The sequence below is a fragment of the Plantactinospora sp. WMMB782 genome (genome assembly GCF_049179135.1).
Taxonomy (GTDB): Bacteria; Actinomycetota; Actinomycetes; order Mycobacteriales; family Micromonosporaceae; genus Plantactinospora.
The window spans coordinates 2,056,726-2,073,722 of record NZ_JBMHMC010000007.1; the positions used below are offsets into that span (position 1 = coordinate 2,056,726).

At 73.0% G+C, this 16,997-nt stretch carries 14 protein-coding genes; 6 read left to right on the forward strand and 8 right to left on the reverse strand.

Annotated features, from left to right (window positions below; all coding sequences use genetic code 11):
- Nucleotides 1–35 precede the first annotated feature (35 nt).
- Nucleotides 36–401: a hypothetical protein gene (locus tag ACN28A_RS11455; RefSeq protein WP_278066414.1), complete on the reverse strand. Its 366-nt coding sequence runs from the start codon at nucleotides 399–401 to the stop codon at nucleotides 36–38.
- On the reverse strand, nucleotides 398–3,964 hold the full coding sequence (locus ACN28A_RS11460) for an SseB family protein (RefSeq protein ID WP_421394857.1): 3,567 nt from the start codon (nucleotides 3,962–3,964) through the stop codon (nucleotides 398–400). The genes ACN28A_RS11455 and ACN28A_RS11460 overlap by 4 nt, the downstream gene beginning before the upstream one ends.
- Nucleotides 3,965–4,150: 186 nt before the next feature.
- On the opposite strand from ACN28A_RS11460, the gene mycP reads away from it, so the two are divergent.
- Nucleotides 4,151–5,392, forward strand: coding sequence for a type VII secretion-associated serine protease mycosin (gene mycP / locus ACN28A_RS11465; RefSeq protein ID WP_421394858.1), 1,242 nt, complete (start codon nucleotides 4,151–4,153; stop codon nucleotides 5,390–5,392).
- Between the two features lie 263 nt (nucleotides 5,393–5,655).
- Here mycP and ACN28A_RS11470 read toward each other — a convergent pair whose 3' ends face one another.
- From ACN28A_RS11470 to eccB, 3 genes are all read right to left on the reverse strand, one after another.
- Complete coding sequence (locus ACN28A_RS11470) at nucleotides 5,656–5,949, reverse strand: WXG100 family type VII secretion target (protein ID WP_421394859.1); 294 nt, start codon at nucleotides 5,947–5,949, stop codon at nucleotides 5,656–5,658.
- Between the two features lie 23 nt (nucleotides 5,950–5,972).
- On the reverse strand, nucleotides 5,973–6,293 hold the full coding sequence (locus ACN28A_RS11475; RefSeq protein ID WP_278064755.1) for a WXG100 family type VII secretion target: 321 nt from the start codon (nucleotides 6,291–6,293) through the stop codon (nucleotides 5,973–5,975).
- Between the two features lie 256 nt (nucleotides 6,294–6,549).
- Nucleotides 6,550–7,947 (reverse strand): type VII secretion protein EccB, encoded by a 1,398-nt coding sequence (eccB, locus tag ACN28A_RS11480; RefSeq protein ID WP_421394862.1) that lies wholly within the window; start codon nucleotides 7,945–7,947, stop codon nucleotides 6,550–6,552.
- 101 nt (nucleotides 7,948–8,048) lie between these two features.
- Between eccB and eccE the strand changes: the two genes are divergently transcribed.
- From eccE to rarD, 4 genes are all read left to right on the forward strand, one after another.
- Nucleotides 8,049–9,923 (forward strand): type VII secretion protein EccE, encoded by a 1,875-nt coding sequence (gene eccE / locus ACN28A_RS11485; protein WP_421394863.1) that lies wholly within the window; start codon nucleotides 8,049–8,051, stop codon nucleotides 9,921–9,923.
- A gap of 103 nt (nucleotides 9,924–10,026) precedes the next feature.
- Nucleotides 10,027–10,413 carry a phage holin family protein gene (locus ACN28A_RS11490; RefSeq protein WP_421394865.1) on the forward strand — a complete coding sequence of 129 codons (387 nt, stop codon included), beginning with the start codon at nucleotides 10,027–10,029 and terminating at the stop codon, nucleotides 10,411–10,413.
- A 146-nt stretch (nucleotides 10,414–10,559) separates the two neighbouring features.
- On the forward strand, nucleotides 10,560–11,123 hold the full coding sequence (locus tag ACN28A_RS11495; protein WP_421394866.1) for a GNAT family N-acetyltransferase: 564 nt from the start codon (nucleotides 10,560–10,562) through the stop codon (nucleotides 11,121–11,123).
- Nucleotides 11,120–12,052: an EamA family transporter RarD gene (rarD, locus tag ACN28A_RS11500; RefSeq protein ID WP_421394869.1), complete on the forward strand. Its 933-nt coding sequence runs from the start codon at nucleotides 11,120–11,122 to the stop codon at nucleotides 12,050–12,052. The genes ACN28A_RS11495 and rarD overlap by 4 nt, the downstream gene beginning before the upstream one ends.
- 20 nt (nucleotides 12,053–12,072) lie before the next feature.
- On the opposite strand, the gene ACN28A_RS11505 is transcribed toward rarD, so the two are convergent.
- Nucleotides 12,073–13,251: a glycosyltransferase gene (locus tag ACN28A_RS11505; RefSeq protein WP_421394871.1), complete on the reverse strand. Its 1,179-nt coding sequence runs from the start codon at nucleotides 13,249–13,251 to the stop codon at nucleotides 12,073–12,075.
- The gene (locus ACN28A_RS11510) at nucleotides 13,248–14,261 is read right to left on the reverse strand and encodes a glycosyltransferase family 2 protein (protein WP_421394873.1); all 1,014 of its coding nucleotides are present in this window, start codon (nucleotides 14,259–14,261) and stop codon (nucleotides 13,248–13,250) included. The genes ACN28A_RS11505 and ACN28A_RS11510 overlap by 4 nt, the downstream gene beginning before the upstream one ends.
- Nucleotides 14,262–14,581: 320 nt before the next feature.
- Here ACN28A_RS11510 and ACN28A_RS11515 point away from each other — a divergent pair, with 320 nt between their 5' ends.
- Entirely contained in the window at nucleotides 14,582–16,180 is a 1,599-nt protein-coding gene (locus tag ACN28A_RS11515; protein ID WP_421394876.1) for a glycosyltransferase family 2 protein, read from the forward strand.
- A 115-nt stretch (nucleotides 16,181–16,295) separates the two neighbouring features.
- Here ACN28A_RS11515 and ACN28A_RS11520 read toward each other — a convergent pair whose 3' ends face one another.
- Nucleotides 16,296–16,961 (reverse strand): TetR/AcrR family transcriptional regulator, encoded by a 666-nt coding sequence (locus tag ACN28A_RS11520; protein ID WP_421394879.1) that lies wholly within the window; start codon nucleotides 16,959–16,961, stop codon nucleotides 16,296–16,298.
- Between the last annotated feature and the right edge of the window lie 36 nt (nucleotides 16,962–16,997).

The window sequence follows — 16,997 nt, forward strand, 5'->3', positions numbered from 1 at the left end:
CTCTCCTGGGGCGGTGTGTGCCGGGTGGATCGGGCTCAGGCGCGGTTCTCGCGCAGGTCGGTGACCTCGGCGGCCGGCGCCCAGCCCTGGTAGACCCCGAAGTCGAACGCCTCCAGCCCCATCGCCTCGGCGACCGGCCAACGCCCGCCGGTGTACTCCACCCGCAGCCAGTTGTCGTGCTGGGCGAGCACGATGAACGGCTGGCCCTGCCAGGAGCACCTGGTCCGGACGTAGACCAGTTCGCCGACCTCGGCCGCGGCCACCACCCGGACGTACCGCCCGGGACGGACCTCCTCGAAGCCCTCGCCCGGTTCGGCCTGGTAGAGCCGTACCTCGTCGCCGGCCGGGCTGGCATCGTATTCCCGGCCGCGCCACTGGGCGACGTAACCGTCGCGCATCAGTCCTCCTCGGCCCGGCGCCAGACGGGTACGTCACAGTCCAGCGTCGCCATCAGCCGCTCGCTGCCGTCGGCCCCGATCCGGTGCAACTGCGCGCCGTGCGGCAGTCGCACACTGTCCACTTTGAACTCGGCCACCACGTCGCTGCTCTCACCCGGTGCGAACCCGTTGCCCCGGAACGGGGGGCGCTCGATCACCCAGCCCTCCATCGCCCGCATGGCAGCCTCGTTCTGCCCGCCGTAGGGGATCCGGTAGAGGCTGGGCCGGTACGCCGGCCAGCGGAGCACGTAGATTTCTCCGGCGTCCCGCTCGAAGGGCGAACCGGGGTGGTTGAGGCCGAGCGCGGCGTAGAGCTTCGCCGGGGTACGCAGGTGCGCGACCTCGGAGGCCCGGTGCACGAATCCGGAGACCCGGTCGTAGCCACGGTCGAGATAGTAGGAGAGCTGGCTCGGCGCGATGGTCTTCTGCATCATCGTCGGCCGACCCGGGTCCTCCCGATCCGGCGCGTACGTCGACCGGGGCGCCTCCTCCTCGGCCTGGTCCTGTGCCGCCGGCTCGCCGGTGTCGTCTCCGAGACCCACCTCGGCGGCCCAGTTCGCCAGCGCGACGATCTGCCCACCCGGCAGTTTCGCCCCGACCGGCGTGCCCGGGTTGACCGCGAACGAGTAGTTCTCGTCCGGCCACCGCCGGATCAGCTGGGCGAACTTGACCTCGATCGTGTCGATGGTCTCGGGCAGGTGGTCACCGAGTCGCTCCGGCGAGGTGAACACCACGACGTAGCGCTCGCCGTCCAGCAACTCGGTACGCCACTCGAAGCCCTCCTCGCCGGGCCGGCTCCCCGACGCCGAGTTGTACGCCACCGGCAGCAGCACCCGGGCGAGCAGCAGGGTGGAGAGGAACGTGTCGGTACTGCCGTCACCGGCCGCGTCGAGCAGGCTCCGCTCGACCTCGTTGGCGGGTGTGAAATCCGACGGAAGCCGTCGGGCGGGAAACGGGTCGGTGCCGGCCTGCCGCTGGACACTCTCGGCCGCGCCGGGGCCGGCGCTGCCGAGCCGCGCCGACTCGGTGCCGACAGCGAGCGGTGACTCGGCCCCGGTGGATGGCGGCTCAGTACCAACGGGCCGCGGCGATTCAGTACCAACGGGCTGCGGCGGCTCAGTACCAACGGGCTGCGGCGGCTCAGTACCAACGGGCTGCGGCGGCTCAGTACCAACGGGCTGCGGCGGCTCAGTACCAACGGGCTGCGGCGGCTCAGTACCAACGGGCTGCGGCGATTCGGTCCCGAGCGGGTGCCGCGATTGGGCGCCGACAGGATGCCGCGGCTCGGTGCCGACGGACGGTGCCGTATCCCGGCCGGCGTCGGGCGACCGGTTGTCGGCCGGCCCGGCCGGAACCACTTCGGCGGGCCCCGCTGCCTGGCTGACCTGTCCGGCAAGCGACGGGCCGCTGCCGAACCGGTCGGCGAACCGGGCGCCGCTGTCGAACTGCTGGGTCACCTGAGGGCTGGCGGCGAACTCTCCACCGCTGGACGGATCGGCGGTGAACCGCTCGGTGACCTCGGGGCCGAGGGTGAACCGCTGGGTGGCCCCGGGATCGGCCGCGAACGACCCGCTCAGCGACGGACCGGTGCTGCTGGACGGACCCGCAGCGCTGGACGGACCGGTGGGGGCCTGCCCCCGCGCCGACCGCCCGGCGGAGAATCGCTCGCTGACGGACGGGCCGCTGCCGAACCGCCGGCTCGGAGCCGCCCGCGCGGCGTCGAGCCTCTCGATGGGCGGCGAGTCCGCCGCCGAGGACTCCGGCCCGGCCGACCCGCCGGGAAACGACCGACCGAGATCCGGACCGGCGTGGCCGAGATCCGGACCGGCGTGGCCGAGATCCGGACCGGCGGGGATCGGCTCGGTGGGGATCGGCTCGGTGGGACCGGCCTCCGCGGGTCCGGCCGCCACCGGTCCGAGGCGGGCAGACCCGAAGTCGGCGGACTCGAAGTGGGCAGACCCGAAGTCGGCGGACTCGACCGCGGCAGACCCGAAGTCGGCGGATCCTGGCTCGTCGGCCGGGCGGCGGGCGGTAGGGGTGAACAGCGACGGCTCGGACCGCTCGACCGGCGGGGGCGGGGGCGTCCAGGCTTCCGGTGCCGGAAGCCCCGACGGCGACGCCTGGCCGACGACCGGCCGCTCCTCCAGCGTCTGGCCCTGCACCGGCCCGATGACCCGGTCGGCCTCCGGGTCGGTGGGCCGGTTCCAGGCCGGCGGCGCCTCGACCGAGGTACTTCCCGGCGACCGGTTCCCGGGCGCAACGAGCGGCGACGGCCCGACCGACCCGTTTCCGGGCGCAGCGACCGACGACGGGGCGACCGACGACGGGGCGACCGGCGACGGGGCGTCCGACGCGTTTCCGGGTGACTGCCCGACCGGCACACCGCTCGGCGACACAGCTCCGGGCGCGCTTTCCGGCTGTGCAGTCCCCGGCGCGCCCCCGGCCGCCGAGCCGGACACCGGCGACGCGGGGCCGACCGGCGCCCCCGAACCGCTCGGTGCACCCGAGCCGACCGGTGCATCCGAGCCGGCTGAGCTGCCGTTCGCGGCGCCGGACGAGGTGGGTCGGATCGCGCTCGCCGGTGTCATCCAGCCCGCCGAGGTGTCCGCCGAGATCTGACTACCGAAGTCTCCGCCCGATCCGCTCCCGGCCGACGTCGGGGCGATCACCGGCACGGTGGCGGGAGTGGGCTGAGTGCCGGACGGCGGGACCGGAGACGGTGCCGGGGAGGGCCGGAACGGTGCCGGATCACTGCTCGGCGGTGCCGCCGGAGCCGGTCCGACCGAGCCCTCGATCGGCTGGGACAGCCGTACGGCCTCCCGCGACAGGTCGACGGTCTCCCCCGGCAGTTCGATGATCCCCCGGGCCATCTCCACGGTCTCCCGTGGCCGCTCGGAGAACGGCGAAGGGTATCCGGCCGCCGAATCCACCGGCTGGAACACCTCGACCGGATTCCGTGCCGGGTCGGTCGGTCGGAACGGCGGCCCGTCCGGCTCCACCACGCGGAACGGGCCGGCCACCTCCGGCTCCGCTCTCGGTGGCCCGTCGGGCGGGCGGCGCGGCACGGCGGCCGTCGCCCGGGCCCGGGCGGCCCGCTCGACCTGCTCCAGCCGGGCGCGGGCGCCCATGCTGCGGCCGGGTAGCCGTACGTCGCCCCGGGAGAGTTGGGAGACGAACCAGGCGGGCAGGTAACCCTCGATCGGCAGGCCCGGATTCACCGCGAGCCACCACTCCGGGTTCGGCCAGCCGGTGGCCAGTTCGGAATAGGCCGACCGGCGGGTCGATCCGGCGTTCTCGGCGAGACACGCGCGCAGGGCGGCGGTGGACGTGAATGCGAGTACGTGAGTGCGTCCGCCGGTGGTCCAGGTGCCCCAACCCATCGGCGCGCGGCCGGCCAGCGCCTCCGCGGAGACCGGCAGCAGCAGATCGGTGCGGGCGAGAATGCGGAAATAGAGTTCCTGGTCGCCCGCGCGGAGTGCGTCCCGCATCGCGGCCTCGGTCTCGGTGGCCGGCTCCCATTCGGTCACGGCCACCTCCCTCTCGCCGAACAGGCCACAAGCATCGCGTACAACCTACAAGGTGGGAACCGGATGACAATGGTTGGCTGGCGGTGGATGCCGACGACGACGATCCCCCGATAGCATCCGGTGCGCGGGTCCGAACCGAGGCGATCCGCACCCGATGGCGGACCGAACGGATTTCGGAGGCGACCGATGCCTGGCCGGAGGATACGACTCACGTTGGCGGCCGCCGTCACGGTGCTGATGGCCCCGCCGACCGCCGCCGGTCCGGCCGTCGCGGCGCCACTCGGCCCGCCGGTCGCCCAGCAGGCGCTGCCCGGCTGCGACGACAACACCCCACCCGCCCAGCCCATCACCACGCTGCCGTGGGCGCAACAGCGGTACGCCCCGGAGCGGCTGGCGCCGCTCGCCACCGGAGCCGGCGTGACGGTGGCGGTGATCGACTCGGGTGTCGACGACACCCACCCGCAGATGCGGGGACGGGTGCTGTCCGGCCGTGACTTCCTCGGCTCGGACAAGAACGGCAAGCGTGACTGCGCCCGGCACGGCACCGGGGTGGCCAGCATCATCGCGGCCGCCCCCCGGGAGGGGATCCCGTTCCGGGGCCTCGCACCCGACGTCAAGATCCTTCCGATCCGGGTGAGCGAGCAAAAAGTCATCGAGGGCCAGGAATCGGGCGACAGCGTCACCGTCGGGACATTTGCCCAGTCGATCCGCTGGGCGGTCGACAACGGGGCGGACGTGATCAACCTCTCCGTCGTGTACTACTCCGACAACCCGGCACTCAGGGCGGCGGTCGAGTACGCCGTGCGGAAGGACGTCGTGATCGTCGCCGCCGCCGGCAACCTCAACCAGGACAAGAACCCCCGGCCGTACCCGACCTCGTACGACGGGGTGATCGGGGTGGGCTCGGTCGGTGAGGACGGTGCCGTCTCGCAGTTCTCCCAGCGCGGCGACTACGTCGACCTGGTCGCCCCGGGCGGCGGTGTGGTGGTCGCCGCGCCGGAGCGGGGACACGTGCTGGACAACGGCACCAGTTACGCGACCCCGTTCGTGACCGCCACCGCGGCACTGATCCGGCAGTACCACCCCGAGCTGGACGCGCGGCAGGTGGCGCAGCGCCTGATCGCCGCCGCCGACCCGGTGCCCGGCTCGGACCGGAACGCGTACGGAGCCGGGCTGCTCAACCCGTACCGGGCGGTCACCGACACGGCGGCGCCGGCCCGGCGCCCCGAGGCCGCCGGGTTGCCGCCGCACCAGGTCGACCCGGCGGAGGTGGCACAGGCGCAGCGGCGTTCGGTCGCCCAGGAGCGGGCGCTCTGGGTGGCCGGTCTCGCCGGCACCGTGGCGCTGGTGGCCCTGCTGCTCGCCGTGGTGCTTCCCCGGGGCATGCGCCGCGGCTGGCGTCCCGCCGGTCCGACGTCACAGTCCTGACCGACCTCCCCGGCACGCTGCCGGCGGTTCCCTCGGCCCACTGCCGGCGCTTCCTCGGCACGCCGCCGACGGTTCCCCGGCGGGGCATCCCCGCCCCTACCACCGCCGACGGTTCCCCGGCGGGCATCCCCGCCCCTACCACCGTCGCCGAGGCTCCGCGAAGCTGCACCGCGCCGGTGCCGAGGCCGGGCAAGCAGATGCCCCGGGTGTGGCGCGTACGGATCACGCGGCAGCCCGGGGCAGTCTGGGTCGTGCGTCGGGGCTTACTGGAACAGCCCGGTGTTCTTCTTCTCGGTGCTGAGGTAGTCCGAGGCGGACTCGTCCAGCGCCATCTTGATGTCACGCAGCATGTTGGACATGTCCTGCGCACCCTGGCGCCACTTCGTCTGGCGCTGGTAGTACGCCTGCTGCGCCTCACCCTCCCAGGTGTTGACGAGCGGCGCCGCGTCCGACTCCAGCTGGTCGAGCTGCGAGTCGAGCGTGTTCAGCGCCTTCTGGATGTCCGCGCTGGCCTGCTGCAACGCGGCGAAATTGACGACAAGAAGGCCGTCACTCATCGGATCTTCCCTCCCCAGTCGAATCAGAGCGGCAGCGTCATGCCGCCGGCGTTGGTGGCGTTCATCCGGCTCGACGCCTCGGTGTCGGAGGCGTCGTACTGCTGGCCGGAGGTACGGATCGCAGTTGCGGTCTCGCGCAGCGCACGGTGGATCTGCTCCTGGTTCTGCGCCCACTGCTGCTTGACCTGCTCGAAGGAGCGGCCACCAGCACCGCGCCACGCGCTCTGCAACACCTCGAGCTGGCCCATGAGGCCGCTCAGCATGCTCTGCAGCGACTGGTCGACCGACTCGAACTTCGTGGCGGTCTGTTCCATCACCGCGGCTTCTGCCTGCGTCTGGGACACCCCCGAAGTCACCCCGCTCCCTTAGCTCGTCGTCAACCGGAGAGGCCCACTGTGGACTCCCCGGCTCTTGTCCGCGTCCCGGTCGGGCCACGGCACAGTTCGGCAATTACTTCCGTAGCCGACGGTAGCGGGCCGAGGCAAGGCTTGGATACCCCTGCCGGCCACTCTGTGGACAGACCCGTACCACGACGAACCAGACCTGCGGCTACCGACGGTCACCGACATTGTGACGCACCATGGCGTCGCGCCGCTCGCCCTATTGCACGCCGGCCCGGTCACGGGCCTTCTCCGGGTCCAGTGCCGGCCCCTCGGGGATCAACGTGACCAGGATGCTCGGCATCCGTACCCGCTTGACGGCGCCGTAGCCGAGGTTGTTCAGCACCTCGCCGTTGGTGACCGGATGCCGCCGTCCCTGGTCGGTGACGACCGAGATGGCACCGCCGGTCGCACCCGGCGCGGCGGCGGCCTCGACCACCACTCCGCGCCCGGGTTCCAGCACCACCTGGTCGGCGAGCGTCCCGCCCCGGGGCGACTGGGCGGAGGTGGCCGGCGGGGCGGCGATCCCGGACATGTCGGCGCCGACCCGGATGTCCTGCACCCCACGGTCGTCCGGCACGTCGCCGCAGACCACGCCACCCTCCGCGGAAGCCATCTCGGGGGTCTCGGCCGGTGCCGCCGCGTCGTTGCCGGGCACCAGGTCGCCCTTCTTCGGCATCGCGCCGTACTGGCCCTGGGTGAGCTTGGTCTCGTCGCCCTGCTCCACGACGTCCCTGGTCAGCAGGATGTTGGCCTGCACCTCGGTGATGTTGTAGAGGCCGTCGCGCTTGGCGACCGCGTACTGGCCGCCGCCGCCCTGCCGCTCGACCAGGAAGACCTCGCCGATCTTCGCACCCTCCACCGCCTCGGACGGCTCGCCCGCGTCCGGGATCCGGATCTCGCCCAGGTTCGTCCCGGCGGGCAGCGCGTTGAGCAGGGCCGGAGCCACCGGCACCCGCCGCTGGCTGCCCCAGGTGAGCGCGCTGATCACCAGTTCCGGATTTTCGATCAGGTGCCGGCGGTTGTGCCAGATGAGGTAGAGGTCCCCGTTGGGGTGCTCGGCCAGCAGACCCTCGTCGCCCAGCTCCCGGCCACCGGGCGCGGTCCTGCCGATCAGCAGTGTCGACTGTGGCTGTGCGCCGCCGCCACCGGCGCGCGGCTGGGAGCAGATCGTCCAGTCACCGGTGACCAGCCGGTTTTGTGGGGCGAGCGACTCCGGCAGGTCGCGGATGCCGAGCGTCACGCCGCGCGGCTGGCCCTCCAGCGACTTGCGCGACACCGACACCGTCTTCGGCACCTGGCCGACGATGAGCAGCGCGGAGGTGTAGTTGAGCACCGGGTGCAGGGTGTTGTCGACGTAGACGTACTGGGCGCCGGACTCCTTCTCGACGATGACGACCGAGGAGTCCTTCCACTTCGTCGCACCGCCGCCGACGAAGACGCCGTAGACCACCGAGCCGCCGATGCCGATCAGCGCGATCAGCAGACTGGCCAGGGTCGCGCCGGCCGCCCGGCGGAACGGGGACTGCGCGGGATCGGTCTCCCGCATCACCAGCGCGCCCACCACCCGCTGGACCATGAACTGGTAGGAATGCAACTGGTCCTGCCGCGACGGCATGCGGGCCCCCTCTCCGGTTGGTCCGGCCCATACGATAGGCCCCTGAGTGAATCGCGGGGGGCGGGCCCACGGCCGACGCCCATCCAGGGGAGGCTATCGCGGTGACGGTAACTGCGGCAGACAACCGGACCCGGCCCACCGGCACCCCGGGCAGCCGGATCGACCGGTCGCCACCGGCGCCACTGCCGGCATCCTCCACACCGACCCGGTCCGGCCTGTTCGGGGTACGGGCGGGGCAGGTGGTGGCGTTGCAGGTGGCGCTGGCAGTGGTGCTGGCCGCCGCCGGCCAGGGCCCACTGCTGCTCGTCGGGGCCGCGCTGCTCGCCCTCGCCCTGGTGCTGCTGACCTGGATCCGGCTGCGTCGGCGCTGGCTGTTCGAGTGGATCAGCATCGGGATGCGCTACTCGTCCCGGCAGCGCACCCTGCCGCAGGCCGCACCGCCGGAGGCCCTGCTGGACATGGTCAACCCCGGTGCCGTGGTGCTGCCGGTCGACCTGGCCGGTGACGCCGCCTGCATGGTCAGCGACGCCTACGGCCTGACCGCCGTTCTAGAGCTCGGCGACCAGGTCGGCATGCTCGCCGACGCCCCGCAGTCGCTGCTCTCCCCGGCCGGGCTGCTGCCGGCGGCCAGCGCCGAGACCCCGCCGATGCGGGTGCAACTGGTGCTCACCGGTGCCCCGGCACCGACACTGGCCGCGGGCGGCGGCACCCCGGCGACGTCGTACCGGCAGCTCACCGACGGGCGGCTGCTCGGGCACGAGCGGGCCCTGCTCGCCGTCCGGGTGCTGCGCGCCGACGGCTGGTCCGACGAGGACCTGCGCCGGGCACTATCCAGCGCGGTACGCAAGGTCCGCCGCCGGCTCGCCCCGGTGCCGACCCGGGTACTCGGCGAACGCGCCGCGCTCGGCGTACTCGCGGAGACGGTGCACCACGACGGCGCGCAACCGGCCCGGGAGAACTGGCAGGGCGTCAGCGTCGGCGGGCTGCTGCAGACCACCTTCCGGCTGCGTCGCTGGCCGGACCTGCGCGCCGAGGCCGGGCGCCGCTTCGTGCCCCGGCTGCTGGCGCTGCCGGCGACCGCCACCACGGTCTCGGTGAGCGCCGGGCCGTGGGCGGGCGGCGGCACCGACAACATCCGGGTGGACGTCACGGTACGGCTGGCCGCGCCCACCCCGCAGGCACTCGGCACCGCCGTGCAGGCGCTGCGCCGGCTGCTCTCCGCCGAGCACGCGGTCGCCCGCCGGCTGGACGGCGAGCAGCTCGACGGGGTGGCCGCCACCCTGCCGCTCGGCGTGCTGGGCGCCGGCCCGACCGCCCCGGCGCCGGCCACCACACTGCCGGCCTCCTCTGTGGACTCGCTCGACCTGCCGATCGGCCTGGCCGGGCTGATGCTCGGCGCCAACCGGCACGGCGCGGCGGTGGTCGCCCGGCTGTTCCGGGCCGAGACCACCCGGGTGGTGCTGATCGGCGGGGTACGTGCCGCGCAACTCGTCGCGCTGCGGGCGATGGCGCTCGGCGCCCGGATCGTGGTGCAGACCGCCCGACCGCGCGCCTGGGAGCCGTTCGTCCGGGGCGCCAGCGGGCCCGGCTCGCCGATCGCGATGATCCCGCCGGGACGGCCGGTAGGCGGCCCGCCCGGCACCCAGCTGCACCCGCTGCTGGTGGTGGTCGACGTCGGCCCGGTGGCCGCCGACTCCCAGCCCGGACCGGGCTGGCAGACCAGCCTGGTCGTACGCGACGAGCTGGCCCCGGTCGACGTGGACGCGGTCTCCCGGGCCGACCTGGTGGTGTTGCAGCCGCTCCGGCCGCACGAGGCGCAACTGGCCGGGCTGGCGCTCGGGCTGGGCGACTCGGCGGACTGGCTGACCCGGATCCGGGCCGACATGGTCGGGGTGATCAACCGTCGGGTGCTGCGCTGGGCGCTGCTCTCGGCCACCCCGATCGAGGCCCAGCTGATCGGCCCACCGGCCCGCTGACCGGCGGAGGCCGGACGGGTGGGTGGGGCCGGACCGGCGCGGCCGGGATCCGGTAGCCGTTTGATCTGGGCTGACGCGGGATCACCTGGCACCATCTGCGGGCATGGGTTTTCTGAAGGGACTTCTCGTCCGGCTCGCCGGCACCGCCCTGGCCTTCTGGCTCGCCACGCTGATCATCCCGGGGATCTCCCTGGACACCGACTCGGTCGGCGGGGCGGTGGGCACGCTGCTCCTGGTGGCGGTCATCTTCGGGGTGGTCAACGGCGTGCTCCAACCGATCATCAAGACGCTCGGCTGCGGGCTCTACCTGCTCACCCTCGGCCTGATCGCGCTGGTGGTGAACGCGCTGCTCTTCATGCTCACCGGTGCCATCGCCGGTGGGCTCGGCCTGCCCTTCGAGGTGGACGGCTTCTGGCCGGCCGCGGTGCTCGGCGCGCTCTTCGTGAGCCTGGTCACCTGGCTGCTCGGCCTGGTGATGGACCGCGACTGAACTGTCCGACCTGCTCACGACCGCGGCTGGACCGCCCGCGCCCCGGCTGGTGCCCCAGTGCCCCGGCCGGGGTGGTCCGGTCGGGGCCGACCACTGGTCGGGAATTGGCTCGGGTCGGCAAGGTCGGCCGGGGATAGCGTCGTGCCGTGCTGACCTTGAGACGGGACGACGGGTACGAACTCTGCACCGACCCCCGGCGGGTGGACGTCGACCGGGTGCACCACTGGCTCTCCACCGACGCCTACTGGGCAATCGGCCAGCCCCGGGAGACACTGCTCCGGGCCATCGAAGGCTCGACCGTCTACGCCGTGTACGCCCCGGACAGCGGCCGGCAGGCGGCGTTCGCCCGGCTGGTGACCGACGGGGCGACCTTCGGCTATCTCTGCGACGTCTACGTCGACCCGGCCGCCCGGGGCATCGGGCTGGCCCGCTGGATCGTGCGTACCGTCCGGGAGGATCTCGACCGCCTGGGCGTACGCCGGATCCTGCTCGCCACCTGGGACGCGCACGGCGTGTACGCCGAGGTCGGCTTCACTCCGCTGGCCGACCCGTCGCAGTGGATGGAACTCAGGTTGCGCCAGGCTTCCGCCGCCCCGGCGCCGCAGCCCGATCCCCTGACCCCGCCCGGCCCGGTGACGCCGCCCGGCCCGGTGACGCCGCTCACCGGAAAGGAGTCTGAGCCGGTTAAGCCCCTTACGCTGGGCTCATGAACCAGGTGCGGCGCGGATATCTCTACGGGCTGGGTGCGTACACCCTGTGGGGGTTCTTTCCGCTCTACATCCGGCTGCTCAAGCCGGCCGGGCCGATCGAGATCCTGGCCCACCGGGTGGTCTGGTCGGTGGTCTTCGTCGCACTCCTGCTCGCGGTGCTGCGCAACTGGGGCTTCCTCCGCGAACTGCGGCACCGTCCGGGCAAGCTCGCCGGAATCGGGCTCGCCGCCACGCTGATCGCGGTCAACTGGGGCGCCTACATCTACGGCGTCAACTCGGAACGGGTCGTCGAGACCGCGCTGGGCTACTTCATCAACCCGCTCGTCGTGGTGCTGCTCGGGGTCACCGTGCTGCGGGAACGGCTGCGGACGGCCCAGTGGGCGGCGCTCGGCATCGGCGGTGTCGCCGTCGGCGTACTCACCGTCGACTACGGGCGGCTGCCGTACATCGCGCTGACCCTGGCGGCGAGCTTCGGCGGGTACAGCCTGGTGAAGAAGCGGCTCGGGTTGCCCGCCGCCGAGGGGATGTTCATCGAGTCGGCGGCACTGACCCTGCCGGCTCTCGGCTACCTGGGCTGGCTCAGCTGGCGCGCCGAGTCGAGCTTCGGGCAGGTCTCGGCCGGGCACACCGTCCTGCTGATGCTGGCCGGCGCCGCCACCGCCATCCCGCTGCTGATGTTCGCCGGGGCCGCGAACCGGCTTCCGCTCACCGCACTCGGCATGTTGCAGTACCTGGCGCCGATCCTCCAGCTGGCTTTCGGCGTACTCCTGTTCCACGAGCCGATGCCACCGGCCCGGCTGGCCGGCTTCGGGCTGGTCTGGCTGGCCCTGGTGGTCTTCACGGTGGACGCGATCCGCAACGTCCGGCGGTCCCGGGCCGCGCTGCTCTCCGCCACCCCCGAGCCGGCCGCCGCCACCGCCGCCCGCTGACCCGCCGCCCGATCAGGGAGTTACGCCGGCAAACGGGTCCGGTCCGGCGGCTGGACGGGACGGCCGGCGGCGACCGACTCGTAGAGCTGTTCGAGCAGCCGGGTCTGCCGGTGCAGGTCGAAGTGTTCGGCGACGTGCCGGCGGGCCGCGCTGCCGAGCCGGGTACGCAGCCCGTCGTCGACGAGGAGCTGCCGGATGTTGCCGGCCAGGACCGCCCGGTCGCCCTCCGGGCCGAGCAGGCCGGTCCGGCCGGGCAGCACCGCCTCCGGAATTCCACTGTGGTAGGTCGAGACCGTCGGCAGGCCCAGGCTGGCCGCCTCCAGGATCGTCGTCGGCAGGCCCTCGGCGTCACCGTCGGCGGCGGTCTTCGACGGCGAGACGAAGATTCTCGACTCGGCCAGGTGGCGGGCGACCGCCGACGGCTCCTGCGCGCCCAGGAATGTCGCATCCAGTCCCAGGGCGGCGGCCCGTTCCCGGATCGGCCACTCCAGCGGCCCGGAGCCGATCAGCAGTACCCTCGGCCGCCGGTCGGCCAGGGCGCCGAGCGCCTCGACCAGGTCGTCGACGCCCTTCTTCTCGACGAACCGGCCGACGAAGGCCACGTCCCAGCGCTTCGGCACGTCCGGCACCTCGGCCGGAACGGGTACCCCGGTGTGGTGCACCCGCACCCTGCCCGGGTCCGCGCCGGCCGCGATCGCCCGGTCCCGGATGAAGCCGGAGACGGCCAGGACCAGCGCGGCCCGGTCGAAGACCTGACGCAGGTTGCGCCGGTAACGGACGCCGCGCAGCCCCGGTGCGTGCGGCTGCCGCGTCACGTCGTAGCCGTGCACGGTCACCACCAGCGGCACACCGAGCTGTTCGGCCGTCCGGCTGATCAGCCAGCCGTCGTTGCCGAAGTGTGCGTGCACCACCGACGGTCGCAGCCCGGCCAGCAGCCGCCGCAACCTCGGCGACTCGCCGGTCAGCCGGAGTCGCAGGAACGCCTGCCGGTCCCGCCCGCCGTCCGGATAGGCGATCATGTCGGTCTCGGCGGCCAGCGGCGAGTCGACCCGGGTGGCGCCGAGGAACCTCGGCTGCCAGCGGGGCAGTGCGAGACCCTGGTTGCGGACGAACGTCTCGGAGCCGGCGAGCAGGCCGCTACGCCAGATGACCACGGTCGGCGCCGGGTCGGCACCACCGGGCGGCATCGGGGTGGTCACGCGCCGATCTCGCTGGGCCGCCCGGCGTCACCCGGAAGCCGCCGGCCCGCGCGGCCGGTCGGCCGGGCGGCGGCACGGCCGGGCTTGCGCAGGATCCGGTCACGGAGGCTACGACGCAGCTGCGGCGGGATCAGCCAGATCTGGGCGAACGCCAGATAGTCGAAGATGCCCGGCCGGCCGTGCCGGCGTGCCTCCCGCAGCAGGGTGCCGAACGCCGCCGCGCTCCGGGTCGGTGCCGCCATCGAGCTGATCACGCTCATCGTCAACGCAGCGTACGCCCGGCGGGTCAGCAGCGGCCGGCTCCGCCGGAGCCAGTCGAGCTGCTCCTCCCAGACCGTGTCGAAGGTGATCCGGGGCCGGTCCTCGTCCTGGTGCCAGATCACCAGCGGCTCGGCGGCGTAGACCAGGTCCACGTCGGCGTGGTCGAGCGCCCGGAACGTCCAGTCGAGTTCCTGGAGCCGACGCAGGCCGACGGTGAACGGCACCCGGCGGAACAGCTCGGTCGGGGCCAGGATGGTCGAGGTCTGGATGAACCCGTCGCCGTGGAACAGCCCCCGCCGCAGGGTGAGGTACTCGGTCAGCGGCTCGCCGGGCGCCGGCAGCCGGCGCGGCATCACGAACTCGGCCCGGGGCGTCCGGTTGTGCAGCCGGCAGGCCACGATCGGCATCGCCACCCGGGCGCTGCCGGCCAGCTCCAACTGGACGGCGAGCTTGGTCGGCAGCCACTCGTCGTCGTCGTCCAGCAGGGCGGTCCAGCGGGCCCGGGCGACGCCGACTCCGGCGTTGCGGGCGTTCGGCGCCCCGCCCGACTCGGGCAGCACCAGCACCCGGAGCCGGTCGTCACCGATCGCGGCGAGCGCGTCCCGGGTGGCGCCGTCCGGGCCGTCGACCACCACCACGACCTCGAGATCGGTCACGGTCTGCGCCAGTACGCTGCGGACCGCGCGGGTAACCAGGTCCGGCCGGCCACGGGTGGGGATCACGACGCTGACGTGGGGGGTGGATGACATGTTGACCCGCTAACTCGTCGGGGGATCCAATGCCGGGGCGATACCGGACGTGAACACTATTTGCCGGGTGCGGATGCGCGGGTTAATTCGAGGCGGAGAATGCGCGTACATTGGCCGGTCGGCAGCCGACCGCAGGATGTCCCGGCCGGCTCGACGGGGCGTCGGCGAATCCGGTGAACACGAAATGGACGACGACGACATGCAAGCTCGGCTGGTTGTTGACGTACACTTCCGGCGATTCGGAGAAGGCCCGGGGAGTCGAACAGGTGAATTCGAGGAATCGGGTCGGTGAACCGGCGGGAAATGGAGGGCGACGCCCGATGAACGCACCGGACGTCAGCGTGGTGGTGCCGGTCTACAACACCATGCCCTATCTGACCCGGTGCCTGGACTCACTGGTCCGGCAGACCATCGGACTGTCCCGGATGCAGGTCGTCGCGGTGGACGACGGCTCGACCGACCGCAGCGGTGCCGAGCTGGACCGGTACGCCGCCCGGCACCCCGGCACCTTCACCGTGCTCCACCAGCCGAACTCGGGCGGCCCGGCCGGCCCGTGCAACCGGGGCCTGGACGCCGCCACCGGCCGGTACGTCTTCTTCGTCGGCGCCGACGACCACCTCGGCCCGGAGGCGCTGGAGCGGCTGGTCGCCGCCGCCGACGCCTGGGAGTCCGACGTGGTGCTCGGCAAGGTGGTCGGGGTGAACAGCCGGCACATCTACCAGGACATCTTCGCCCGCAACGCGGTCGACGTCGACCTCTTCGACTCGCCGCTGCCCCGCTCGCTGGCCAACACCAAGCTGTTCCGCCGGGAGTTGCTCGACCGGCACGGCATCCGGTACCGCGAGGAGATGCCGATCGCCAGCGACCTGCCGTTCACCCTGGAGGCGTGCTATCGGGCCCGGCGCATCTCGGTGCTTGCCGACTACGAGTTCTACTACGCCGTACGCCGGTTCAGCGCCACGAACATCACCTATCTGAGCCGGCACCTGGACCGGCTGCGTACCGTCGAGGCGAACCTGGCGTACGTGGCCGAGCTGATCGAGCCGGGCAAGCGCCGGGACGCGATCATGGTGCGCCGGTTCGACCACGAGGTCGCCAAGCTCGTCGAGGACGACCTGCTCCGGCTCGACCGGGCCGGCCAGCAGGCGGTGCACGACGGGATCGGGCGGCTGGTGGCGGAATACCTGACCGAGGAGATCGCCGACCAGTTGGGCGCGGAGACCCGGATCAGGTTGGCGCTGACCCGGGACGGCAGCCTGGACGACCTGCTCGCGGTGATCCGGCAGGACGCCGAGGTGGGCGTGCCGGCGACGGTGGTCGAGGGTGGGCGGCGGTATGCGGCGTACCCGGGGTTCCGGGACCCGGCGCGGGGGCTGCCGGACTCCTGTTTCGAGGTGACGGCGGTGCCGGAGTGGCCGGCCAAACTCGACGCCACCGGGTTCGGCTGGGAGGACGACGAGCGGGGCGAGCGGGTACTGACGATCACCGCGTACTCGCCGCTGCCGGACCTGGCCGGTGCCGGTGCCGACCCGCTGACCGTCAGCGCCGAGGAGGTCCCGGCCGAGACCGTGCTGCTGGCCCGGGGCGACGCCGGAAGCAGCGTACGGATCAGGTTCCGCGCCGCCGACCTGCTCGCCGCCGCCATCGCGACCGGCCGGCGCCGGATCGTCTCGGCCCAGATCGGGCCCTTCGACCCCGACCGGGCGCTCGGCGCGAACAGCGCGGCCGGCGCCGGTGGCGCGGCGGCGCTGCGGGCGCCACGGCTGGACCGGGCGGTGCCGCTGCTGCGCCGCCGGGGTGCCCGGCTCTATCTGCTCACCCCGACCCGGGACGAGTCCGGCCGACTGATGATCTCCGTCGTGCCGGTCACCCCCGGCCGGGTCACCGCCCGGCTCCGCCAGAAGCTCCGCCGCAGCTGACCCGTCACGGCCGCTGACCCGTCACGGCCGCTGACCTGTCACGGCCGCTGACCGGCAGGCAGGCGGGCCGGCCGGTCGGCGGTTTGGTCGCGGCCAGGCTGTCGGGCCAGGCAGGCTAGTCGGCGGGCAGGCCGTCGAGCAGGTACGTCAGCCCGCGCCGGAAGGTCTGGTCCTCGTCCCGGTCGTCCAGGTGCCCGGTCTCGACCAGGGTCGGATAGCGGTCCCGTCGGGTTGCGAGGTGCTCCCGGGCGGCCTGCCGCGACTCGGGATCGGCCACCCGCTGCCAGGACGAGAGCGTGACGGCGGCCCCGATGACGTAGTTGGCCAGCGCGTGCGTCGCCGCGCTCAGGTCCGGCTCGACCAGCCCGGCCCGGCTCAGTGTGGACTGGAGAAACTCGGTCCGGGTCAGCACGTTCGGCCCGAGCAGCGGGCGGCCGATCAGCGCCGCCGACCACGGGTGCCGGAGCATCGCCGCCCGCCAGCCGAACAGCAGCGCCTCGACGTCCCCCCGCCAGTCCCCGGCCGTGGTCGACGGCTCCGGAACCTCCACCTCGCCGAAGATCTGGTCCAGCGCCAGGTCGAGTACGTCGTCCTTGTTCGTCACGTGCCAGTAGAGCGTGGTCGAGCCGGCGCCCAGCCGCTCGGCCAGCCGGCGCATGGTGAGCCCGGCGACGCCGTCGCGGTCGAGCAGCTCGACCGCTGCCGCGACGATCCGGTCCCGGTGCAGCGGCGGGCCGCTGCGGCCCGGTGAGCGCGGAGGTCGTAGCCAGACACCTGTCATGCCGACAAGTCTAGTCCGATGTTCCAGCTCTAGAAC

Excerpts from the sequence above, each read along its gene's own strand:
- mycP (WP_421394858.1), top strand. The coding sequence starts at position 4,151 with ATGCCTGGCCGGAGGATACGACTCACGTTGGCGGCCGCCGTCACGGTG.
- ACN28A_RS11470 (WP_421394859.1), bottom strand. The coding sequence starts at position 5,949 with ATGAGTGACGGCCTTCTTGTCGTCAATTTCGCCGCGTTGCAGCAGGCC.
- eccB (WP_421394862.1), bottom strand. The coding sequence starts at position 7,947 with ATGCCGTCGCGGCAGGACCAGTTGCATTCCTACCAGTTCATGGTCCAG.
- ACN28A_RS11490 (WP_421394865.1), top strand. The coding sequence starts at position 10,027 with ATGGGTTTTCTGAAGGGACTTCTCGTCCGGCTCGCCGGCACCGCCCTG.
- rarD (WP_421394869.1), top strand. The coding sequence starts at position 11,120 with ATGAACCAGGTGCGGCGCGGATATCTCTACGGGCTGGGTGCGTACACC.
- ACN28A_RS11510 (WP_421394873.1), bottom strand. The coding sequence starts at position 14,261 with ATGTCATCCACCCCCCACGTCAGCGTCGTGATCCCCACCCGTGGCCGG.
- ACN28A_RS11515 (WP_421394876.1), top strand. The coding sequence starts at position 14,582 with ATGAACGCACCGGACGTCAGCGTGGTGGTGCCGGTCTACAACACCATG.
- ACN28A_RS11520 (WP_421394879.1), bottom strand. The coding sequence starts at position 16,961 with ATGACAGGTGTCTGGCTACGACCTCCGCGCTCACCGGGCCGCAGCGGC.